Source organism: Halomonas cerina (assembly GCF_014192215.1).
Lineage (GTDB): Bacteria > Pseudomonadota > Gammaproteobacteria > Pseudomonadales > Halomonadaceae > Halomonas > Halomonas cerina.
The window spans coordinates 13,928-34,784 of record NZ_JACHXP010000013.1 but is presented as its reverse complement, the minus strand read 5'-3'; the positions used below and the strand labels follow the sequence as shown (position 1 = coordinate 34,784).

At 65.9% G+C, this 20,857-nt stretch carries 19 protein-coding genes; 12 read left to right on the top strand and 7 right to left on the bottom strand.

Annotated elements, in window-relative coordinates:
- Complete coding sequence (locus FHR94_RS13070; protein ID WP_183326166.1) at positions 1–486, top strand: glutathione peroxidase; 486 nt, start codon at positions 1–3, stop codon at positions 484–486.
- 3 nt (positions 487–489) lie between these two features.
- Here FHR94_RS13070 and FHR94_RS13065 read toward each other — a convergent pair whose 3' ends face one another.
- Positions 490–876 carry a DUF7079 family protein gene (locus FHR94_RS13065; RefSeq protein WP_183326165.1) on the bottom strand — a complete coding sequence of 129 codons (387 nt, stop codon included), beginning with the start codon at positions 874–876 and terminating at the stop codon, positions 490–492.
- 162 nt (positions 877–1,038) lie between these two features.
- Here FHR94_RS13065 and fabV point away from each other — a divergent pair, with 162 nt between their 5' ends.
- From fabV to FHR94_RS13050, 3 genes are all read left to right on the top strand, one after another.
- A complete protein-coding gene (gene fabV / locus FHR94_RS13060) occupies positions 1,039–2,250 on the top strand; it encodes an enoyl-ACP reductase FabV (RefSeq protein WP_183326164.1) in 1,212 nt (403 codons plus the stop codon).
- A gap of 55 nt (positions 2,251–2,305) precedes the next feature.
- Complete coding sequence (locus FHR94_RS13055; RefSeq protein WP_183326163.1) at positions 2,306–2,515, top strand: hypothetical protein; 210 nt, start codon at positions 2,306–2,308, stop codon at positions 2,513–2,515.
- A gap of 112 nt (positions 2,516–2,627) precedes the next feature.
- Positions 2,628–3,605: a GlxA family transcriptional regulator gene (locus FHR94_RS13050; protein ID WP_183326162.1), complete on the top strand. Its 978-nt coding sequence runs from the start codon at positions 2,628–2,630 to the stop codon at positions 3,603–3,605.
- Between the two features lie 6 nt (positions 3,606–3,611).
- Here FHR94_RS13050 and FHR94_RS13045 read toward each other — a convergent pair whose 3' ends face one another.
- The gene (locus FHR94_RS13045) at positions 3,612–4,229 is read right to left on the bottom strand and encodes a class I SAM-dependent methyltransferase (protein WP_183326161.1); all 618 of its coding nucleotides are present in this window, start codon (positions 4,227–4,229) and stop codon (positions 3,612–3,614) included.
- 188 nt (positions 4,230–4,417) lie between these two features.
- Here FHR94_RS13045 and FHR94_RS13040 point away from each other — a divergent pair, with 188 nt between their 5' ends.
- The 7 genes from FHR94_RS13040 (at position 4,418) to FHR94_RS13010 (ending at position 12,610) form a co-directional block, all read left to right on the top strand.
- The gene (locus tag FHR94_RS13040) at positions 4,418–5,632 is read left to right on the top strand and encodes an aspartate aminotransferase family protein (RefSeq protein ID WP_183326160.1); all 1,215 of its coding nucleotides are present in this window, start codon (positions 4,418–4,420) and stop codon (positions 5,630–5,632) included.
- 50 nt (positions 5,633–5,682) lie between these two features.
- Positions 5,683–6,753 carry an arginine N-succinyltransferase gene (locus FHR94_RS13035; protein ID WP_183326159.1) on the top strand — a complete coding sequence of 357 codons (1,071 nt, stop codon included), beginning with the start codon at positions 5,683–5,685 and terminating at the stop codon, positions 6,751–6,753.
- On the top strand, positions 6,753–7,799 hold the full coding sequence (gene astA / locus FHR94_RS13030; RefSeq protein ID WP_183326158.1) for an arginine N-succinyltransferase: 1,047 nt from the start codon (positions 6,753–6,755) through the stop codon (positions 7,797–7,799). Before FHR94_RS13035 ends, astA begins: the two co-directional genes overlap by 1 nt.
- Positions 7,799–9,268: a succinylglutamate-semialdehyde dehydrogenase gene (astD, locus tag FHR94_RS13025; RefSeq protein WP_183326157.1), complete on the top strand. Its 1,470-nt coding sequence runs from the start codon at positions 7,799–7,801 to the stop codon at positions 9,266–9,268. The genes astA and astD overlap by 1 nt, the downstream gene beginning before the upstream one ends.
- Positions 9,269–9,285: 17 nt before the next feature.
- Positions 9,286–10,623 carry an N-succinylarginine dihydrolase gene (gene astB, locus FHR94_RS13020; RefSeq protein ID WP_183326248.1) on the top strand — a complete coding sequence of 446 codons (1,338 nt, stop codon included), beginning with the start codon at positions 9,286–9,288 and terminating at the stop codon, positions 10,621–10,623.
- A gap of 113 nt (positions 10,624–10,736) precedes the next feature.
- Positions 10,737–11,483, top strand: a complete 747-nt coding sequence (locus tag FHR94_RS13015; protein ID WP_183326156.1) for a TRIC cation channel family protein — start codon at positions 10,737–10,739, stop codon at positions 11,481–11,483.
- On the top strand, positions 11,480–12,610 hold the full coding sequence (locus tag FHR94_RS13010; protein ID WP_183326155.1) for a DUF3541 domain-containing protein: 1,131 nt from the start codon (positions 11,480–11,482) through the stop codon (positions 12,608–12,610). Before FHR94_RS13015 ends, FHR94_RS13010 begins: the two co-directional genes overlap by 4 nt.
- On the opposite strand, the gene FHR94_RS13005 is transcribed toward FHR94_RS13010, so the two are convergent.
- From FHR94_RS13005 to nhaD, 5 genes are all read right to left on the bottom strand, one after another.
- The gene (locus tag FHR94_RS13005) at positions 12,544–13,356 is read right to left on the bottom strand and encodes a PEP-CTERM/exosortase system-associated acyltransferase (RefSeq protein ID WP_183326154.1); all 813 of its coding nucleotides are present in this window, start codon (positions 13,354–13,356) and stop codon (positions 12,544–12,546) included. The two genes, FHR94_RS13010 and FHR94_RS13005, sit on opposite strands and share 67 nt — an antisense overlap.
- Positions 13,346–16,282, bottom strand: coding sequence for a bifunctional diguanylate cyclase/phosphodiesterase (locus FHR94_RS13000; RefSeq protein ID WP_183326153.1), 2,937 nt, complete (start codon positions 16,280–16,282; stop codon positions 13,346–13,348). Before FHR94_RS13000 ends, FHR94_RS13005 begins: the two co-directional genes overlap by 11 nt.
- 48 nt (positions 16,283–16,330) lie before the next feature.
- The gene (locus FHR94_RS12995; protein ID WP_246389952.1) at positions 16,331–17,545 is read right to left on the bottom strand and encodes a porin family protein; all 1,215 of its coding nucleotides are present in this window, start codon (positions 17,543–17,545) and stop codon (positions 16,331–16,333) included.
- Positions 17,514–17,969, bottom strand: coding sequence for a hypothetical protein (locus tag FHR94_RS12990; protein ID WP_343064669.1), 456 nt, complete (start codon positions 17,967–17,969; stop codon positions 17,514–17,516). The genes FHR94_RS12995 and FHR94_RS12990 overlap by 32 nt, the downstream gene beginning before the upstream one ends.
- 369 nt (positions 17,970–18,338) lie before the next feature.
- Entirely contained in the window at positions 18,339–19,823 is a 1,485-nt protein-coding gene (gene nhaD, locus FHR94_RS12985; protein ID WP_183326152.1) for a sodium:proton antiporter NhaD, read from the bottom strand.
- A gap of 265 nt (positions 19,824–20,088) precedes the next feature.
- On the opposite strand from nhaD, the gene FHR94_RS12980 reads away from it, so the two are divergent.
- The gene (locus tag FHR94_RS12980) at positions 20,089–20,802 is read left to right on the top strand and encodes a DUF3581 family protein (RefSeq protein WP_183326151.1); all 714 of its coding nucleotides are present in this window, start codon (positions 20,089–20,091) and stop codon (positions 20,800–20,802) included.
- Positions 20,803–20,857 lie beyond the last annotated feature (55 nt).

The window sequence follows — 20,857 nt, the reverse complement described above, 5'->3', positions numbered from 1 at the left end:
ATGACCATCCACGACCACGACTGCCGCACCCACGGCGGCGAACCCTTCAATCTCCGCGCCCTGCGCGGCCAGGTCCTGCTGATCGTCAACGTCGCCAGCCAGTGCGGCTTTACCCCCCAGCTGCGTGATCTCGAGCGACTCTATCGTCGCTATCGCGAGCGAGGCTTCATGGTGCTGGGCTTTCCCTGCAATCAGTTTGCCCGTCAGTCGCCGGAGTCGGCGCGGGACTTCTGTACCTTCTGCAGCCGGGAGTACGGGGTGACCTTTCCGCTGATGGAGAAGGTGAAGGTCAATGGTCCCCAGGCGCACCCGCTGTTCGTGGAGCTCAAACACAAGGCCCCCGGCGTGCTGGGCACCGGCATGATCAAGTGGAACTTCACCAAGTTCCTGGTAGGACGCGACGGCCGGGTGATCCGGCGCTTCTCGCCGCGAGACGGCGAGGCGGCGCTGCGCGAGGCACTGGAGCAGGCCCTGGACGAGACCTGAGCCTCACAGGGTCTCGCCGCGGGCCACCAGCACGCGTCCCATCAGCTCGTGCCAGCGATGACGCGTCATCATGGTGGTGAGGCCGGAAAACAGGGCCCAGCTCTTGCGTCGCCATCCCGTGAGGCGCAGGTTGTGGGCGACCAGCTGGCGCATCAGCTTGTAGTCGTCGAAGGCCCGCCACTCGCCGACCACCGACATCTGCTGGCGGGCCAGCACCGGGGCCAGCTCCAGTCGAAACACCCATTCCAGCTCGTGGACCGTCAGGTCATGGCGCTGGATCACTTCGACCATGCGGGCGTAGTCGGTCTCCCGCGGCTCCCGTTCCAGCCACAGTGGCGCCAGGGCCAGCCAGAGCTCGCCGCGCTCGTCGACCAGGGTCTGCGCGTCCATGGGGGTCTCCTGCAAGGGGGCGTGTCGAGCATCCTGCCCCAGCCATCGTTCTCGCTCAAGGGCGGACAGTCCGGGCGCGGGCCGCTAGAATGTCGCCACCGAACCCTGTACATCCCGGGCGGCGTCACCTCACGCGCGCCCCGTCCAATGAAGAGGTCTGTCGTGATCATCAAGCCCAAGGTACGCGGTTTCATCTGCACCACCACCCATCCCGTCGGCTGCGAGCGGAACGTGCTCGAGCAGATCGAGACGACCCGCGCCCGTCAGTTCGACACGGAGAAGGGACCGAAGAAGGTGCTGGTGATTGGCGCCTCCAGCGGCTATGGCCTGGCGGCACGCGTCACCGCCGCCTTCGGTTACGGCGCCGACACCCTGGGGGTATTCTTCGAGAAGCCGGGTACCGAGAAGAAGCCGGGCACCGCCGGCTGGTACAACAGCGCCGCCTTCGATCGGTTCGCCAAGGCCGAAGGGTTCTACAGCAGGTCGATCAACGGTGATGCCTTTTCTCACGAGGTCCGCGAGAAGGCCATCGAGCTGATTCAGCAGGACCTGATCCAGGTCGATCTGGTGGTCTACTCGTTGGCCTCGCCGGTGCGCCGGCTGCCCGACAGCGGCGAAGTGAAGCGCTCGGTCCTCAAGCCGATCGGCGAGCCCTACCGCGCCACCGCCATCGACACCAACAAGGACGCCATCATCGAGGCCGAGGTGGAACCCGCCACCGAGCAGGAAATCGAGGACACCAAGGCGGTGATGGGCGGTGAGGACTGGGAGCTGTGGATCGATGCTCTGGACCGTGCCGGTGTGCTCGCCCCCGGCGCCCGTAGTGTCGCCTTCAGCTACATCGGCACCGAGATCACCTGGCCGATCTACTGGCACGGGGCGCTGGGCAAGGCCAAGGAAGACCTGGACCGTGCCGCCGGCGAGATCGACCGGCGTCTGGCCGCGAAGGGCGGCGGCGCCAACGTGGCGGTGCTCAAGTCGGTGGTCACCCAGGCCAGCGCCGCCATCCCGGTCATGCCGCTCTACATCGCCATGGTCTACCGGGTGATGAAGGAGAAGGGGCTTCACGAGGGGACCATCGAGCAGCTCAACCGGCTGTTCGCCGAGCGCCTCTATGCCGGTGAAGGGCAGGGTGGCAGGCTCGAAACCGATGAGGCCGGCCGCCTGCGCCTGGATGACTGGGAGTTGCGTGACGACGTCCAGCAGGCCTGCAAGGAGCTCTGGCCCCAGGTGACTACCGACAACCTCTTCGAGATCACCGACTATGCTGGGTACAAGCACGAGTTCCTCAAGCTGTTCGGCTTCGAGCGCGACGACGTCGATTACGAGGCCGATGTGGATCCCGTGGTGCAGTTCGATGTCGTAACGGTATAGGGCCCGGCTTGCCGGCGCCCTGCCCTGATTCTCTACTGAGCTCAAGGAGGTCTGGATGGATACCAGGGAAAGCAAGACCCCGGAAGAGGAACTCGCGCACCTCAAGAGCGTGCACAAGCCCGAGGATTACGAGCACCCCGAGCCGGACGAGGACCAGCCCGAGGCCCGGCAGTCCTCCGGGGGCATGTCCTGGCTGCTGATTGTGCTGATCGCGGCGGTGGTCGTGTTGGTGATCGCCCTGCTGGTGATGGGGATCGTCGGCTAGCTCGTGAGGGCCCCACGGTTGGCCTGGCAGGCGGCTTGGGGACAAAGCGCGTGGCTGTCGTGGCGATCGCCTTCGGATAGAATGGAGAGCCGATCCGTCACGAGAGCCCGCAATGTCCGACGCCCCCTTTGCCACCTCGGCCATGCCGGTCATGCGGCACGTGGGGATCGTGGTGTTGCCCGGCTTCTCGCTGTTGGCCCAGGCCTGCGCCACCGAGCCGCTGGCCGTCGCCAATCGCCTGCAGGCGCGGCCCCTCTATCGATTGACCGTCTTCGGCCTGGAAGAGCGGCCGGTCATCAGCGGCTCGCAACAGGCCCTGGTACCCCACGCCTGCGCCGGCGAGACGGACGAGACGCTGGACCTGCTGCTGATCTGTGCTCCGGGGCCACTGACCGGCCGCGTGCCCGCGTCGCTACTCGATTGGCTACGCCGGCTGGCCGCCGCCCGTGTGGTGCTCGGGGGTATTGGTGGCGGTCCCGAGGTGTTGGCTCGGGCGGGGGTGCTGGATGGCTACCGGGCCACGCTCTCCTGGTCGCGTTTCGAGGCCTTCGCCGCAGCCTACCCGCGGGTCCGGCTCTCCCGGCAGTTGTTCGAGATCGACCGTGACCGCTTGACCTGTGGCGGCGGCACGGCTGCCATGGACATGATGATGACCCTGGTCGGCAGCCAGCATGGCACGGGGCTGGCCGAACGTATCTCCGAGCACTTCGTGCTGGAGCGGATCCGCATGGGCGACGAGCCCCCGCAGGTATCGCTGCGCACCCGACTCGGTCATGCGCCGCCAAGCCTTCGCGAGGCGGTGGCGCTGATGGAGGCGAATATCGAGGAGCCGCTCACCACCCACGAACTGGCCGCGCACCTGGGGATCTCCCGACGCCAACTCGAGCGCCTCTGCAAGAAGTACCTGCAGGCCGTTCCCAGTCGCTATTACCTCGACCTGCGTCTGCAGCGGGCGCGGCGCCTGCTGCGCGAGAGTGACCGGCCGGCGGGGGAGATCGCGCTGCTCACCGGCTTCTCCTCGGCGGCACACTTCTCCACCGCCTATCGTAACCACTTCGGGATTCCCCCCCGGGAGGAGCGGCTGGCCTGACGTCGCTTAGCTGGGACGGGCCAGCAGGGCCCGGAACAGCGAGCCCGCCAGCACCGGGGTATCCTGCTCTATGACAAAGCCGCCCGCCTCGAGCAGCGGGCGGGCCTGGCGGGTGATATCGGTGGCGATGGCCGAGGTGATGCCGTTCAGAACGCGCCGCGCCAGCCCGGCGGGGCGATCATCGGCCTGGAACTTGTCCATCACGCACAGCTGGCCATCGGGCTTCAGTACCCGGCGGACCTCGGCCAGGCCGTGGGCCGGGTCGGGCATCACCGCCAGGATCAGGTGCATCACCACCACGTCGAAGTGGCCGTCGGGGAAGTGCAGGGCCTCGGCGTCCATGACCGTGGCCCGAACGTCCCGGCCGAGCCCCGCGGCACGGCGCTCGAGCCGGCGCACCATGGCCGGGGCGAGGTCGGTGGCGTGCACCTCGACATCCCGCGGCAGAAAGGCCAGGTCGAGCCCGGTACCGGCGCCCACCAGCAGCACTCGCATATCGGGACGCCAGGCGACCTGGGCCAGTGCCTCGCGTCGCGCGCGACGGAAGGCGCGCGCGGCCACCAGGTCGTAGACCGGCGCATAGAGGCCGTAGCGGATCCGGTTCCAGGCCGTGGTATTGAACATGACAGGACTCCTCACTTGAGGGGCTCAAGCCTACCCGAAAACGCACGCAGGCGGGGAGCCATGTCACGCCGTTGCGTTTTCACAAGTCACCGTCCCATTGCTGAAAGCTCCCCGCGTGGGGGGTCCCTATACTCCAATGAACTTGGATCCATCCTGACGAGCCTTGGCTCGCGACAACGGAGAGCAACATGACCCAGACCCCGACCCGCGCGGACTTCGACCAGTACATGGTGCCCAACTACGCCCCCCAGCAGGTGATCCCCGTGCGCGGCAAGGGCAGCCGCCTGTGGGACCAGGCAGGTCGCGAGTATATCGATTTCGCCGGCGGCATCGCGGTGAACTCCCTGGGTCATTGCCACCCGGTGTTGGTCGAGGCGCTCACCGCGCAGGCCGACAAGCTCTGGCACCTTTCCAACGTCTACACCAACGAGCCGGCTCTCAAACTGGCCCGCTCGCTGGTGGAGCGGACCTTCGCCGACAAGGTCTATCTGTGCTCTTCCGGCGGCGAGGCCAATGAAGCGGCGCTCAAGCTGGCGCGGCGCTGGGCCCATGACCAGCATGGTGAACACAAGCATCGCATCGTCTCCTTCGCCCAGTCCTTCCATGGCCGCACCTTCTTCACCGTCAGTGTCGGCGGTCAGCCCAAGTACGCCCAGGGCTTCGGGCCGGTGCCCGGCGGCATCGTCCATGGCGAGTTCAATGACCTCGACAGCGTGCGCGAGCTGATCGACGACGACACCTGCGCGGTGATGGTCGAGCCGCTGCAGGGGGAGGGCGGCATCCTCCCCGCCGAGCCCGCCTTCCTCCAAGGCCTGCGCGAGCTGTGTGACCAGCACGACGTCCTGCTGATCTTCGATGAGGTGCAGACCGGCGTGGGCCGCAGCGGCTCCCTTTATGCCTATATGGAATACGGCGTGACGCCGGACATCCTGACCAGCGCCAAGTCCCTGGGCGGCGGTTTCCCGGTGGGCGCCATGCTCACCACCGACCGCATCGCCCCGGCGCTGGGCATCGGCACCCACGGCTCCACCTATGGCGGCAATGCCCTGGCCTCCGCCGTGGCCCTGGCGGCGGTGGAGTTCATCGACACTCCCGACGTCCTCGAGGGCGTGAAGCGGCGCCACGACCTCTTTCGCGAGCATCTCGAGGCGATCAATCGCCAGCACGGCGTGTTCAAGGAGATTCGCGGCATGGGCCTGCTGATCGGCGCCGAGATGAGCGACGACTATCAGGGGCGTGCCAAGGACATTCTGCCGCTGGCCATCGAGGAGGGCCTGATGGCGCTGATCGCCGGCCCCGACGTGCTGCGCATGGCGCCGTCGCTGGTGATCCCCGAGGCCGATATCGTCGAGGGCATGGCGCGCCTCGAGCGGGCGGTGGCGCGGCTAGTGGCCGATTCGTGAGCCCTGGCCCCGCGATGCCGGACCCCCGTGCCACCTCCGGAGACCCTGCCATGCTGGTCGTGCGACCCACCCGACCGGCGGACCTGCCGGCCCTGGAGCGGCTGGCCGGCAGCGCCACGCCGCGACTGACCAATCTACCGGCCCACCGGGACCGCCTCGAGGAGCGCATCGCGCGCTCCCAGCGCGCCTTCGAGGCCGAGGTAGAGTTTCCCGGTGACGAGCACTATACCTTCGTGCTCGAGGACCTGGAGCGCGGCGAGGTGGTCGGCACGGCCACCATCCGTGCCCAGGCCGGTGCCCGGGAAGCCTATTATACCTATCGTCAGGAGACCCTGATCCACGCTTCGCAGCAACTCGATGTGCGACGCGAGGTGCCGACCCTGTCGCTGTCCCACGAGGTCTCGGAGGCGAGCCTGCTATGCGCCTACTCGCTCGATCCGCGCTATCGGGGGACCAGTGCGGAGAGCTTACTGCGCCGGGCGCGGCTGATGTTCATCGCCCAGTACCCGGAACGCTTCGCCGAGATCCTCGCCATGGCCCTGCCCGGCTACCTGGACGACGATCACCAGTCACCGTTCTGGGACAGCGTGGGGCGCCACTTCTTCGTGCGTGACTACCAGGAGATCAACTACATCGCGGGGGTGCGCTCGAAGAGCTTTATCGCCGAGGTGATGCCGCAGTTCCCGCTCTACCTAGCGCTGCTCACGCCCATGGCCCGGGCCGCTATCGGCCGTGAGCATCCCGACCATGAAGATGCCATCGCCGAGATGCTCGCCGAGGGTTTCCTGCGCTCGCGCCACGTCGACATCTTCGATGCCGGCCCGGTGATCAAGGGCGAACGCGATCGCCTGCAGAGCTTCCGGCGCGCCGCCTGGCACCCCGTGCGTATCCGCCCCACCCATGCCTTGCCGGATGCCGAGCCGGCCCTGGTGGCCAACCAGCGGCTCCACGACTTCCGCTGCATGGTGGCGCGCTATGCGCTGTCGCCCACCGGCCAGCTGATGCTCTCGCCGGAGCACGCCGAGCGGCTGGGCGTGGAAGAGGGACGTGCCGTGCTGGCCGCACCGCTGACACTGCCGGGCGACGAGCATGACCCGGGCTACGACGAGGGAGAGCTGTGATGCGCATCCGACCGATCGCCGAGGGCGACCTGGACGAGCTGCAGGCCCTGGCCCGGGAGACCGGGGTGGGCTTCACTTCGCTGCCCGACAATCGCGACTTCCTGGCTCAGAAGATCGAGACGGCGGTGAGCGCCTTCGAGGAGCGTACCCCCGTAGACCAGCGCCTGTACTTCTTCGTGCTCGAGGACGATGCCACCGGCCGGCTGGCCGGTTGCTGCGCCATCGAGGGCCAGGTGGGCCGCGAGGTGCCCTTCTACCATTATCGGCTGGGGACCCTGGCTCACTCCTCGGTGCAGCTCGACCTGCACCGCACCATCGATACCCTGTTCCTGAGTTCCGACCATACCGGCGACGCCGAGGTGGCCTCGCTGTTCCTGCGCCCCGAGTATCGCGGCGGCGACCGGCGTCACCAGCGCAACGGGGGGCTGCTGTCGATGGTGCGCTGGCTGTTCATGGCCGAGTTCCGCGACCGCTTTCCCGACAAGGTGCTCGCCGAGATGCGCGGCGTCTTCGACGCACGGGGCAAGAGCCCCTTCTGGGAATGCCTGGGCAGCCACTTCTTTCCTCTCGACTTCGATGAGGCCGACCGACTGACCGGGCTGGGGCAAAAGAGCTTCATCGGCGAGCTGATGCCCAAGTTCCCGATCTATACCCCCTTCCTCTCCGAGGCGGCCCGCGCCTGCATCGGCCAGGTCCACGAGCATACGCGGCCGGCGCTGGCCATGCTCAAGCAGCAGGGCCTGCGCTGGGAAGGCTATGTCGACATCTTCGACGGCGGCCCCACCGTGGAGGCCTACATCGATGACGTACGCGGGGTGAGGCTGTCGCAGCGCTGCCGGGTGGAGGTCAAGGCCGGCGAGCCGGCGCAGGCCCCGCGCCCGCGCTGGCTGGCCGCCACCACCGCGATGGTCGATTTCCGCGCCACCTGGGTGGGGCGCGGCCCCGATGCGAACGGCGTGCTGACGCTCGACGAGGCGGAGGCCGCGTGCCTCGAGGTCGGCGCCGGTGACACCCTGCGTATTCTGGATACCGAGAAGGAGGCGTGATGAAGGCGACGCAACGGCTGCTGATCGGCAGCCAATGGCAAGACGGCGAGGCCGAGGCTTTCGCCAAGCAGGACCCGGTCTCGGGCGACACGCTGTGGCAGGGCCATGCCGCCTCCGAGGCCCAGGTGGGCGCCGCCGTGGAGGCGGCCCGGGCGGCCTCCACGGCCTGGGCGCGCCAGCCCTTCGCCGAGCGCCAGGCGCTGGTCGAGCGCTTCCGCGAGGTGCTGGAGCGCCACCGCGAGGCCCTGGCCACGGCGATCGCCGGCGAGACCGGCAAGCCGCTGTGGGAGGCGCGCACCGAGGTGGGGGCGATGATCGGCAAGGTGGCGATTTCCATCCGCGCCTATCGGGAGCGCACCGGCGAGCGCGAGCGCGACCTGGGCGAGACCCGGGCGGTGCTACGCCACCGCCCCCACGGGGTGATGGCGGTGTTCGGCCCCTACAACTTCCCGGGCCACCTGCCCAACGGGCACATCGTGCCGGCGCTGCTGGCCGGCAACAGCGTGGTCTTCAAGCCCAGCGAGCAGACCCCGCTGACCGCCGACCTGACCCTGCAGTGCTGGCGCGAGGCCGGCTTGCCCGAGGGGGTGGTCAACCTGGTGCAGGGCGCGGCCCCGGTGGGCCAGGCGCTGTCCGCTCATTCCGGCATCGATGGCCTGTTGTTCACCGGCAGTGCCCGGGTCGGGGGGATGCTGCATCGCCAGTTCGCCGGGCAGCTCGACAAGATCCTGGCCCTGGAGCTCGGCGGCAACAACCCGCTGGTGGTCCGGGACGTGCCCGACCAGGACGCCACGGTGCTGACCATCCTGCAGTCGGCGTTCCTCTCCGGCGGTCAGCGCTGCACCTGTGCGCGTCGGCTGATCGTGCCGGAGGGGCAGGTGGGCGACCACCTGCTCGATGCCTTGAGTGATGCCATCTCACGTCTGCACGTGGCCGGCCAGTTCAGCGACCCGGCCCCCTTCTACGGCGGCTTGGTGAGCGTGGCGGCCGCCGACGGCCTGCTCGCGGTTCAGGACGACCTCGAGGCCCGGGGCGGCGTCGTGCTGTCGCGCATGGAGTGCCTGGCGGAGGGCACCAGTCTGCTCACGCCCGCGCTGATCGATGTCACCGGCCTGGCGATTCCCGACGAGGAGCACTTCGGTCCGCTGCTCAAGGTCCATCGCTACCGCGACTGGGACGAGGCGCTGCGCCTGGCCAACGACACCCGCTACGGCCTGTCCGCCGGTCTGATCGGCGGCGAGCAGGCCGACTGGGAGGACTTCCTGCTGCGTATCCGCGCCGGCATCGTCAACTGGAACCGCCAGACCACCGGCGCCTCCGGTGACGCGCCCTTCGGCGGGGTGGGGGAGAGCGGCAACCATCGCCCCAGTGCCTACTATGCCGCCGACTACTGCGCCTATCCGGTGGCCTCCATGGAGAGCGAGGACCTGCACCTGCCCGACAAGCTGCCGCCGGGGGTGACGCTGTGAGCCAGGAACCGAACCCGATGGTGTGCGAGGTCAACTTCGACGGCCTGGTGGGCCCGACCCACAACTACTCGGGCCTGGCCCACGGCAACGTGGCCTCCATGACCCACGAGGGCCTGGTGGCCAACCCCCGGGAGGCCGCCCTGCAGGGCCTCGAGAAGATGAAGTCGCTGATGGATGCCGGCTACGCCCAGGGGGTGCTGCCGCCCCAGCAGCGGCCGGACCTGGGCGCCCTGCGCGCCCTGGGCTTCACCGGCAGCGACGCCCGGGTACTGTCCCGGGCCGCCGAGGAGGCGCCCCAGGTGCTGCGTGCGGTGTGCTCGGCCTCGAGCATGTGGACGGCCAATGCCGCCACCGTGACGCCGAGCGTGGATGCCCCCGACCGCCGGGTGCACGTCACCCCGGCCAACCTGCAGTCGAGCTTCCACCGCTACCTGGAACCGGAAACCACCGCCCGGGTGCTGGCGGCGATCTTCCGCGACGAGCGTCACTTCGCCCACCATCCGGTGCTGCCATCCACTCCCGCCTTCTCCGACGAGGGCGCGGCCAACCACACCCGGCTGTGCGGCGACCATGGCGAGGCGGGGGTGCATCTCTACGTCTACGGCCGCCAGGCCTTCGGCGGCGACGGCGTTGAGCCCCGCCGCTTCCCCGCCCGCCAGACCCTGGAAGCCAGCCAGGCGGTGGCCCGCCAGCATGGTCTCTGCGCGGCTCAGACGGTGTTCGCCCAGCAGCATCCCGACGCCATCGACGCCGGGGTCTTCCACAACGACGTCATCGCGGTGGGCAACGGCCCGGTGCTGCTCTACCACGAGATGGCCTTCCGCGACGAGCAGGGCACCCTGGACGCGCTGCGCGCCAAGATGGCCACCCCGCTGATCCCGGTACGGGTGCCGGCGGAGGCGGTGAGCCTGGACGACGCCGTGGCCTCGTATCTGTTCAACTCCCAGCTGCTCAGCAACCCGGACGGCACCATGACCCTGGTGGTGCCCGGGGAGTGCCAGGAGCGCGAGGCGGTGTGGCGCTGCCTGCAGGGTCACCTGCTGGCGGGCAGCAACCCTATCGCCGAGGTGGTGGTCAAGGACGTCAAGCAGTCCATGCGCAACGGCGGCGGGCCAGCCTGCCTGCGGCTTCGCGTGGCGCTCTCCGGAGAGGAGCGGGCCGCGATCGCCGGCCGGGTGCTGCTGGACGATGCCCTGCACTTTGATCTCACCACCTGGATCGAGCGTCACTATCGCGACCGCCTGGCCCCGGCCGACTTGGCCGATCCTCAGTTGGCCCACGAGACGCTCACCGCCCTGGATGAGCTGACCCGCATCCTCAAGCTGGGCGATGTCTATCCCTTCCAGCTGGCCTGAGCGGCGACGCGTGCATAACCGGCGCGGTGCGGGTCGCCCTGCATCAGGTTGCGATGAGGGCGATTCCTCTTCTCCTGCTATGATGGCGGCAACACGCAAAGGGGAGGAGGGGAGTGACGGACCTGGTCTATTGGCTGGATATGGCAGGAGTGATCGTCTTCGCCCTCTCCGGGGTGGTACTCGCCTGCCGCTCGCGCATGGATCCGTTCGGCATGCTGGTGCTGGCCGCGGTGACTGGTATTGGCGGCGGGACCCTGCGCGACCTGGTGCTGGGGGTGCAGCCGGTGTTCTGGGTAACGGATCCGACCTACCTGTGGGTGATAGTGGGCACCGTCGGCCTGTCGATCCTGGGGTTCCATTACATCCACCGCCTCTCGCGGGGTTTCCTGCCGGTGGCCGATGCCTTCGGCCTGGCGTTATTCACCGTGATCGGCACCCACAAGGCCCTGCTGCTGGGCTCGTCCGGCATCGTGGCGGTACTGATGGGGCTTCTGACCGGGGTAGCCGGCGGCATGGTACGTGACGTGCTGGCGCGGCGCATGCCCATGGTGCTGCGCCAGGAGATCTACGCCACGGCCGCCATCGCCGGAGGCACCGTCTTCGTGATCCTGGAGGCGCTCGGGGTGCCCTTCATGCCGACCATCGCCCTGGCGCTGTTCACTACCCTGGGACTGCGTCTTGCCGCCATCCACTGGCGGCTGTCGCTGCCGGTATTCGCCTGGGTGGTGATTCAACGACCCTCCATGCCGACTCCGGACCCGGGATCGGAGAAGGCGAGTCGCAGCGCCCCGCTGCGACCCAAGGCGCGGGTCAGACTGGTTCCGCCGGAGCGCTCACGGCGCAAGGGGAAAAAACCGTGAGCCTAGCATGTCCTCGTCGACCAGGAGTTCGCTGGCTGGCCAGTCTGGTGGCCATCTGGCTGGCCGGCTGTGCGGCCACGCTTCCCGATTCGTCATCACGGTACGTCGAGGTGGCCGGGGCCATTCGGGAACGTTACGAGGAAGCCTTGCCGACCCTGCCGGCCGCCAAGCAGCGCCACTACGCCCAGCGGCTCTATCGTATTACCGGGGAGGCGCGCTACCTGCCGCTCAACCGGGCCTTCGGTCGCCGGCTCGTCGACAGCCTGTGCGTGGAGATCGGGCATCTGGCCACGCCTGGCTATCCCGAGCGACGGGCACGGCAGATCGTCGCGGCCTATCCCGAGCGCACGCCCAAGCAGCAGCGACGCAAGCGAATGCTGGCCGAGTGGGGCGAGATCGCCTATGCCAAGCATCTCGCCTTCGAGCTGACCCAGGCGCACTATCATGGTCTGCTCGATGACACTCACCTGTCGGGCTACCGGCGGGCGCTAGACTATCTCGGCACCGTCGACTTCCATGCCTTTCTCGTCGATCCAGACGTGATGGAGGTCTATGCGGCCCAGGTGGCCAACCTGGTCTACTACCTGCACGACCTGGGGGTGGCCGATCTGCGGGAGACGGTGATCGACGCCTTCCAGCGGCACTATCCCCCCGAACGCGATGCTCACCTGAGCCGGGCCTCGTACCGCAACAAGATCTACGGCATGACTCACTTCGTGATCGCGGCCAGCGATTACTACCAGAAGCCGGTCAGTGACGAGATGTTCGACTGGATACTCGATGACTTCGCCGCCGACCTGCCACGCATCCTGGCCGAGACGAAGGAAGATATCTACACGGAGGTGGGGATCAGCTTCCTGCTGGCGGGACAGGAGGCGCACCCGGTGGTGAGGCGGCTACGCGACGCCCTGCTGATGGCCTATGATCCAGGGGCCGGGATGGTGCCGGCCGAGGACGGTGGCACGGACCTGGCCACCGGGGAGCATCGTAACGTGCTGGCGATCATGCTGCTCGACTGGCCGGAGCGGCTGCATCCTGGTCCTCTGCTGGAACTGTCCTTTCAAGAGAGGAGTGTGGCGGCCAGGGGAGGCAAGGCGGCATCCAACTGTGGTGCCAGGGCCTTTTGAATATGGAGGTAAAGAGGCATCAGGTCCTGGTGCATCTCCTGCTCCGCCTTGCGGTGATCGATATAATAGGCATTCCGAGTGCCGTGGTACTCGATTGTTTGGCTGACTTTGGTGAAATGGAAGCCTGAGAGGGCAAGCAGCCTGGGAAGGCGTGGCTCCATCATGGCGAAGACGTGCCTTCGGCCAGTAAGCCCGACCAGCGAGTAAGTACAAAGAAACAAGCCGATAGAGATCAGCGGAAAAGTTTTCGCTTCTGCCAGGGAAAAGCGATAGCCGTCGCCGTCATAGGGTAAAGGTCTTTCCTTATTATGGGTGGCGCGAAAGGGACGCGCAATGGCAAGACGTGAGACTTCGCATAGTTGTAAGCTGGGGAGGTCGCGTGGGTGAATATCTGGATGATCGAAATGCTTTCGTCCGTGGATCTCGACAGGAAGTCGCTTCAGGGGAGAGTCTTCGTCAGGAGTGGGAATAACCAGGCGCATGCAGCCAGCCGATAAACCACTCGCTCGGTGTTTTATCAGGCAGTGTATCGACGAGTTATCGTACTCATCCTGCTCTAGGTGGTGGGATTTATCTTCGCGCATGTCGTAATGCAGTTCGCGAAGAAAAACCTCATGGCGAAGTGCGTAGACCTTCTTTCTATCCTCATCTTTCGTGGCGAGAATAAACTCGTAGTCCTGCTCGAATCGTTTGAGAAGAGCTTGGCTGATGGCTTTTTTTCTGTGCTTTTCCTGCTCAGTTGTCATGAAACTTTCCTTGGGACGAAATTGCCTTGGCGGTAACCAAGCCCCCGGCTGGTCCTGCAATGGAGCCTTTCTTGCAGCATTTTTCATCTGAACGGAAGGGCACGTCTTCACCGAATGTCTCAAGCAGGCTTTTTGGTCGACCAAGGTGGAAGCCTTGTCCATAGGTGATGCCATACTCATGCAGGATGGGAATCAAGGATTCCTGGTCAACAAATTCGGCGATCGCCTGCTTGCCGAAGCCGGCGGCAATATCCGCAATGGCACGTACGATCACACGACTATCCGTGCTGAGCTTCAGGCTGCGGATGAAGGAGCCGTCGATCTTGATGTAGTCCACCGGCAGCTGGCCAAGGTAGTGGAAACTGCTGAATCCCACGCCGAAGTCGTCCAGGGCGGTACGACAACCCAGATCCCGAATGGCCTGAAGTACGCCACGTGCCGTGGAGAAGTCGGTGACGGCTGCCGTCTCGGTGATCTCCAGGATCAGGTGGTGAGGATCGGCGCCACTGGTGGTCAGCTCGTCGGCGAGGAACTGCTCCAGTCCCTTGTCATGGAGTGACTGGCCCGAGAGGTTCACCGCCAGGCTTATCCCCTGTTCCTGCAATTGCCGCAGGGCGAGCAGGCTATGGTGCAGCACCCAGCGGTCGAGCTGGACGATCATGCCATTGCGCTCAGCCACGGGGATGAAGTTGGCGGGCGACACCAGGTGACCATCGGCCTCGCGCATCCTGATCAGGACCTCATAGTGCTTCACGTCCCGGTCTTCCAGGCGCACGATGGGTTGTACCATCAGCATAAAGTCGTCGTCCTGCAAGGCGCGCCGCAGGCGCTCGACCCAGTAGACCCGTTCCTGCAGTTCGTCCTTGGCACTCTCCAGGGTGGACAGCAGGTGCCAGCGCTGCAGGCCACTCTCCTTGGCCTTGTACATGGCAACATCGGCACTGGCCATCAGGTCGACCGGATTGTTACCGTGCATCGGGAACAGCGCGATGCCGATGCTGGCGATGGCCCGGTGTCGCCGGCCTTCCGCCATGAAGCCGAGTCCGTCGAGCAACTGGTTGCACAGCTGCGCTACCTTCACGGCCCGGTCGCCATCGGCTCCCTCCAGCAGCACGGCAAATTCGTCGCCTCCCAGGCGCGCAATCACGCCCTCATGCGCCAGATTGCGCGACAGTGTCTCGGCCACATCGCGCAGGAGCCGATCGCCGGCCTGATGGCCGCTGAGCTCGTTGACATCCCGGAACTGGTCCAGGTCGAGCATCAGCACGGCGCCGCGGGGGCTTCGCTGCAGGGCCTGCAGCACGGCATCCTGGAAGAAGCGGCGGTTGTAGAGGGCGGTGAGCGGGTCCCGCTCGGCCAGCCAAGTCAGACGAGCCTCCGCGGCCTTGCGCTCGGTGATGTCCAGGCCCACCGAGATGCGCTCCTGGCGACCATCCTTGCCGGCGGGTAACGGGGCGTGGTACCAAGCGATGGTGTGCTGCCGGAAGTCCTGGGTCAGCAGGGTGCGCTCCTCCTGCAGGGGGCCCGTCTCGAGCGGACCGACGGGCGAGGCATCGGGGGCCTCGAAGATATCGTTGAAATGGCGACCGATCAGCAGCTGTTCGTCGAGTTCCAGTACCGTCAGGGTGTAGTCATTGACCAGCGTGATCCGGCCCCGGGCATCTTGGGCGATGATGAAGACCCGCGCGGTATCCAGCAGTCTGCCGACGAAATCCCGCTCCCGGGCGAGCTCGTCGACACGCTCCGCCAGCTGATCCCCGCGGGCCTGGACTTCACCTTCCAGTTCCTCCAGCTGCCGGGACAGCGCCAGCGTCGTGTGCTCGAGTACATCGATTTCGTCCGGCAGGCGCCTTTCGACACTGGGGATCGCCGATCTGACCTCCGCGAAGCCGCCGCGCGCCAGGGTCGGCAGCACGCCGGCAATCCGTCTTAGTCGCGCCATGGGGCGCAGCAGGATGACGAGCAGCAGCAGCTCAGCGGCGAGCCATCCGATCAGGCCCACGACGAGCAAGGTGCGGGTGTCCTGATTGATGGCACGGAGCTGGGCCGTGATATCCGAGACCAGCAGGAAGTGGCCGGTGCTGCGCTGGTCCGCGTCCTCCTCCATGCGCACCGCGGCGATTTCCAGTTGACGGCCTTCATGGCTCAGGTAGAGGGGGGCTTGCGTCAGGCCGTGAACGGAGCTCATCGGCGAGGCCTGCTTTAGTACGGGCAGGCTCTCCTCCTGCTGGGTCAGGGCCACCAGGTGGCCATTCCAGTCCTGCAGGTAACGCTCGGCCGGAAGACCTTGAGCCGGCATACCGCTGGTGACCAGCAGCGCCACCTCGCTGTTGGATACGGCGCGCGCCTGGCGGATCACGTCGGCCAGCGAGCGCGAGAGGATCACCAGGCCGACGCTCTTGCCTTCTACCAGCACCGGAACGGCGGCGTACTGCCGGCAGTCCGTCGAGCAGCGCAGGGCGGTTAATGGCCGTTCCGTGTCCATGACCTCATCCACCCAGGCCTGCAGAGGGCGGTGACTCTGGATCTGTTCTCCCCAGGTGCCCATCCCGACGCCGGCAGCATCGAAGACCAGGATCTCATCGATACCCGTCTCCAGCTGCAGCGTGGGCCACTGGGAGGCCAGGGCGGCCTTGATGAGGACCGGCTCGTCGGTTTCCAGCGCCGGGCCGAGCCGTGGTGAGGCCGCCACCAGCCCGGCCAGCTGGCGCAGGTTGTCCAGCGAGCGCCTGAGGGCGAGCTGAATCGCCTGCTGCTGACGCATGTGGTGCTGGGTCCGGCTCTCCTGGAACTGGCGCGTCAGGTTCTCGTGGCCGAGCCAGGTGAACAGCGAGACCAGCGCGAGCAGCAGTAGGCTGCTGAGCGTCATGACACGCCAGGTCAGGCTGAAGCGGGGGCGATGCCCGGCGAGTGGTGAAGAGGTCATCTCTGCGATTCCCTGGGCCAGGGTGAACGAGTCGGGGAAAGAGGAGTGTCAGAAGCGCAGGGAGAGCTGGAACAGCACCATGTTCCAGTATCGGCTGGTTTCCGTCGGGTCCGGGTTATCCTGGGTCGGAAGCCAGCCGGTGCCGTCGACATTATGGTATTCGCCGGCCAGCATCAATCTGGGATGCGGGGTCCACTGCAGGCCCAGGGTGACGTCCTTTGCAAACTGGGAGTGAGCGGGCCCTGCGCCACTGGCCTCGAATGCCTCACCATCGCGGTCATTACGATCATTGACCAAGCTGTCATAGCGCACCAGCCACTGCCAATCATCGAGGAAGCGTCGAGTGTATTGCACGTACCAGCTTTCCCCCGTCTTGTCCTTATCGGGGAAGCTGTTGAAACCCTTAAGCTCCAGTGTGCGCAAGGCATACTCCGCCGTCAGGCTCCATTTCTCCTGGTTATACTGGAAAGACAGAACCCAGGGTTGGAAGTGAAAGTCACCATCGCCGGGAATGGCGCCTGGCGAGTCATAGTCGGCATTCGCGCTGGCGGCACTGAGCGCTGTAATGATACGCCCACCGTCATGCTCATAACGAACCTGGCCGATAGCCGAGGTGTCGGCTTCCAGGGAGCCCGGGAACCGGTCGAGTCCGAGGGTTCTGTCTACGTCTTCCTCGATACGCGTACGGCCAAAGCCAACCTGTGTCCGAACCGTACCGGCCTGCAGGCGTTCTTCGTGATACAGGCTGATGCCGTCGCCGGCCAGACCCAGTGAACGGGTACGATCGAAATAGATCGATTGTGGCAGTAGGATGCTGGGACGGGTGAAGGCCACATCCCGGGTCTGGTTGTAGAAGCCGAACGGGTTCTTGAAGCGGCCGACCTGGATACCGAAATTGCGCCGTTGGCTCGACTGGATCTGGTAGTCGATCAGGCCGTAGTCGAGTTCCGGGCTGGCTTCGCTGCCGTCACCCCCCGCCCGTCGGCTCAGCACCTGCGCGGCCACCAGCACGTCCTCATGGGGGCGCAGGGAGACGTTGGCACCGATCTCGGTGAACTTGAAGCTGCCGTCATCGCGGCTGCTGGGCCCGAAGAAGTCATTGTCGTCGGTGAGGATCAGTGCCTGGCTCAAGAAGCCGTGCAGCTGCAGCGAGTCGAGCACGTTATCCTCGGCCCTGGCTGAACCGCCCACGACGGCCAGCAGCAGGATGGTCATGATACCGAGGCGGGTATCAGTCCATCGATATGACTTGGACGCGATCATCCAGGTACTCCCTTTCCAGATATCCCAGGGCGCCGGGGGTCTCGGCGATGCGCTCGAGCATCTCCTGCTGGTCTCGTACCCGGTTAGGGGCCTGGCCCATGCCGGAAAACACGACGCGATCCCAGGCCAGCTGCAACTGGTGGGGATAGACCGACAGGCGTTCCTTGACGAAGCGGCCATGCACCGGGTGGTCATTGTTCAATACGAACACGCGCACGGCCTGCCCGTCGGGCCAGGTCCGCTGGCGCATGGCGAAGATGGCTCGGGTGGTATCCCGGGTCAGGTGGTGGGTCTCCACGCCATCATTGGCCACCAGCAGCACATCCGGCTCCTGCGCCAGACTCATCGTTGCACTGCCCAGCACGGCATAGAGCATCGCCAGCAGCATCCAGCACCCATGTCGGCTAGCCTTCAGCCATGCCATGCGTCATACCTCCACGCGTCACACAAGAGGTCGCCACCCCCCCTCGGAGAGCTGGAGCGGTTCATGACAAGCAGGCACATCGGAGCGTGTGCCCCCGTTGTCCGGTGAACGTCAGGTTCATGCACGGTGCAGAAGGTCGCTGCACATCAGGCGTGTATGAGTCGATGACGTAGCCTCCCTGCGGCCCGAAGCGGGCATGATATTGTTATGCTCTCGATGCGTATTGCCGTGACCAGGTGTACATCAAGATTGCCATTGTGCCATAACGGCACAAGTCATTCTTATAAGCTACATCACTTCGAGGCAATTTACAGGCGGGGGGAACGCAGGCGGGAGGCCCGGCGGCCATCGGCCGCCGGGCAAGGGACCTCAGCCGTGCAGAGCGAAGCTGCCGGCATTGAGCCACAGGTGGGTCGCCACGCTGGCAGCATAGCCCAGGGCGATCACCGGGCTCCAGCGCAGGTGGCCCATGAAGGTATAGTTGCCACGGGCCTGGCCCATCAGCGCGACCCCGGCCGCGGAGCCGATCGACAGCAGGCTGCCTCCCACGCCGGCCGTCAGGGTGATCAGCAGCCAGTGACCGTGGGACATGTCGGGCTCCATGGTCAGCACGGCGAACATCACCGGGATGTTGTCCACGACGGCCGAGATCACCCCGAGGGCGATGTTGGCCCAAGTGGCGTTCCAGCCGGTATACAGCAACTCGGAGAGCATGCCGAGATAGCCCATGAACCCGAGGCCGCCGACGCACATCACCACGCCGTAGAAGAACAGCAGGGTGTCCCACTCGGCCCGTGCCACACGATTGAAGACGTCGAAGGGCACCACGCTGCCGAGCTGCTCGAGCTTCTTCCAGTCGCCGCGCTGGGTGTAGCGGCTCCGCTTGCGCTCCAGCGAGCGCGGCAGGCTCTGGCGCAGGTAGTAGCCGAAGAACTGCAGATAGCCAAGGCCCGTCATCATGCCCAGCACCGGCGGCAGGTGCAGCAGGACGTGGCAGGCCACGGCGGTGGCCACGGTCAGCAGGAACAGCCCGATGATGCGCCGGGCGCCGCGCTTGAGGTAGACATCCTCCTCCACGCTGTCGGGATAACGGTTCTTGATGAAGGCGCTCATCAACACGGCCGGGATCAGGAAGTTGACCAGAGAGGGAACGAACAGCTCGAAGAACTCCTGGAACTCGATCAGACCGGCCTGCCAGACCATCAGCGTGGTGATATCGCCGAAGGGGCTGAAGGCACCGCCGGCGTTGGCCGCTACCACGATGTTAATGCAGGCCAGGTTGATGAAGCGCTTGTCGCCTTCGGCCACCTTGGTGATCACGGCGCACATCAGCAGGGCGGTGGTCAGGTTGTCGGCGATTGGCGAGATCACGAAGGCTAGCAGGCCGGTGATCCAGAAGAGCTGCCGGTAGCTGAAGCCCTTGCGGACCATCCATGAGCGCAGGGCATCGAACACCCGACGCTCGTCCATGGCGTTGATGTAGGTCATCGCCACCAGCAAGAATAGCATCAGTTCCGTGAACTCGAGCAGGGTCACACGGAAGGCGTGCTCCGACTCGGCCGGCATGCCCGACTTGACGTAGACCCAGCCGATCAGGGCCCAGATGATGCCGGCGGCGACCAGTACCGGCTTGGACTTGCGCATGTGGATCTTCTCTTCGGCCATGACCAGGGCATAGGCCAGCACGAAGACGGCAACGGCCAACAGGCCCACGAAGGAGCCAGTCAGGTCGAGCTCGCCGGTTACCGCATGGGCGGTGCCGCTGAAGAGCAATGTCAGGGTGAAAAGCACGACGATGCCCGGCCATCGGGCAGCATGCCGTGGCGGGCAGGTGGATCGACAGGTGGTCAGCATGGCTGGAGTCATCCTGAAATAGGAGGTGGAGGGAAAGGGTTGGAAAGCCAACGGATTCTACCACGCTATGCTGCACTGCCGTATGGCGGGTGCCTCTCTCTGGCATGCCCCTTTCGTAGGAGAGTGCCTCGGGTGACGGGGGTTGACCCCGGACATCCAGGGGGTGAGGGAAACCCCACCCGGGAAGTTTTTATGGCATCATCTGCCCCTTCCGGCTCATTCCGGGCTTAAGGATCAGCAACGACTCAGGGCAGGCACACGACGCATGTTTCTCGATGAATTTCACACGCGCACGGGGACCTGGATCCGTGTTTCCGCGGATCAGGCCAGCCGTTTCGCCAAGCGTGTCGCCGGTGATTTCAATCCCATCCACAATCCGGACGCCCGCCGCTTCTGTGTTCCCGGCGATCTGCTGTTCGCCTTGGTGCTGGCCCGCTTCGGCCTGTCGCAGCACATGAGCTTCCGTTTCCTGAGCATGGTGGGGGACGGCACGCCGCTGGCCTTCCGGGAGGAGGAGGACGGCCTCATCCGGGTCCGTGACGATCACGGCAAGTGCTACCTCGAGGTCCAGCGTCGCGGTGAGATGACCCGCGACGAGGCCGTGGTGGAGGCCTTCACCCGCTGCTACGTCGCCTTCTCCGGCAAGAACTTCCCCCACTATCTCAAGCCGTTGATGGAAGAACAGCGGGTGATGTTCAATCCGCGTCGCCCCTTGGTCATCTACGACAGCATGGGTTTTTCCCTGACGCGCTTGGACGGCGTGGCTCCCCGACTGGAGCTGGCCGACTCCTCGCTCGAGGTGGCCGGGAAGCGTGGCGAGGTGCTGCTGGAGTTTCGCATCACCGCGGAGGGAGAGGAGATCGGCATCGGCTCCAAGAAGCTGGTGGTCAGTGGTCTGTGCGACTACGACCCCGAGGCGATGGAGGACGTGGTCGCCGAGTTCTATCGCCTGCGTGCAGCTCATGAGGCCGAAAGCTGATCCCGAGCCTGGCGGGCCGGTGAGGCTGAACGGGTGCCGCCCGCTTGTCGCATCA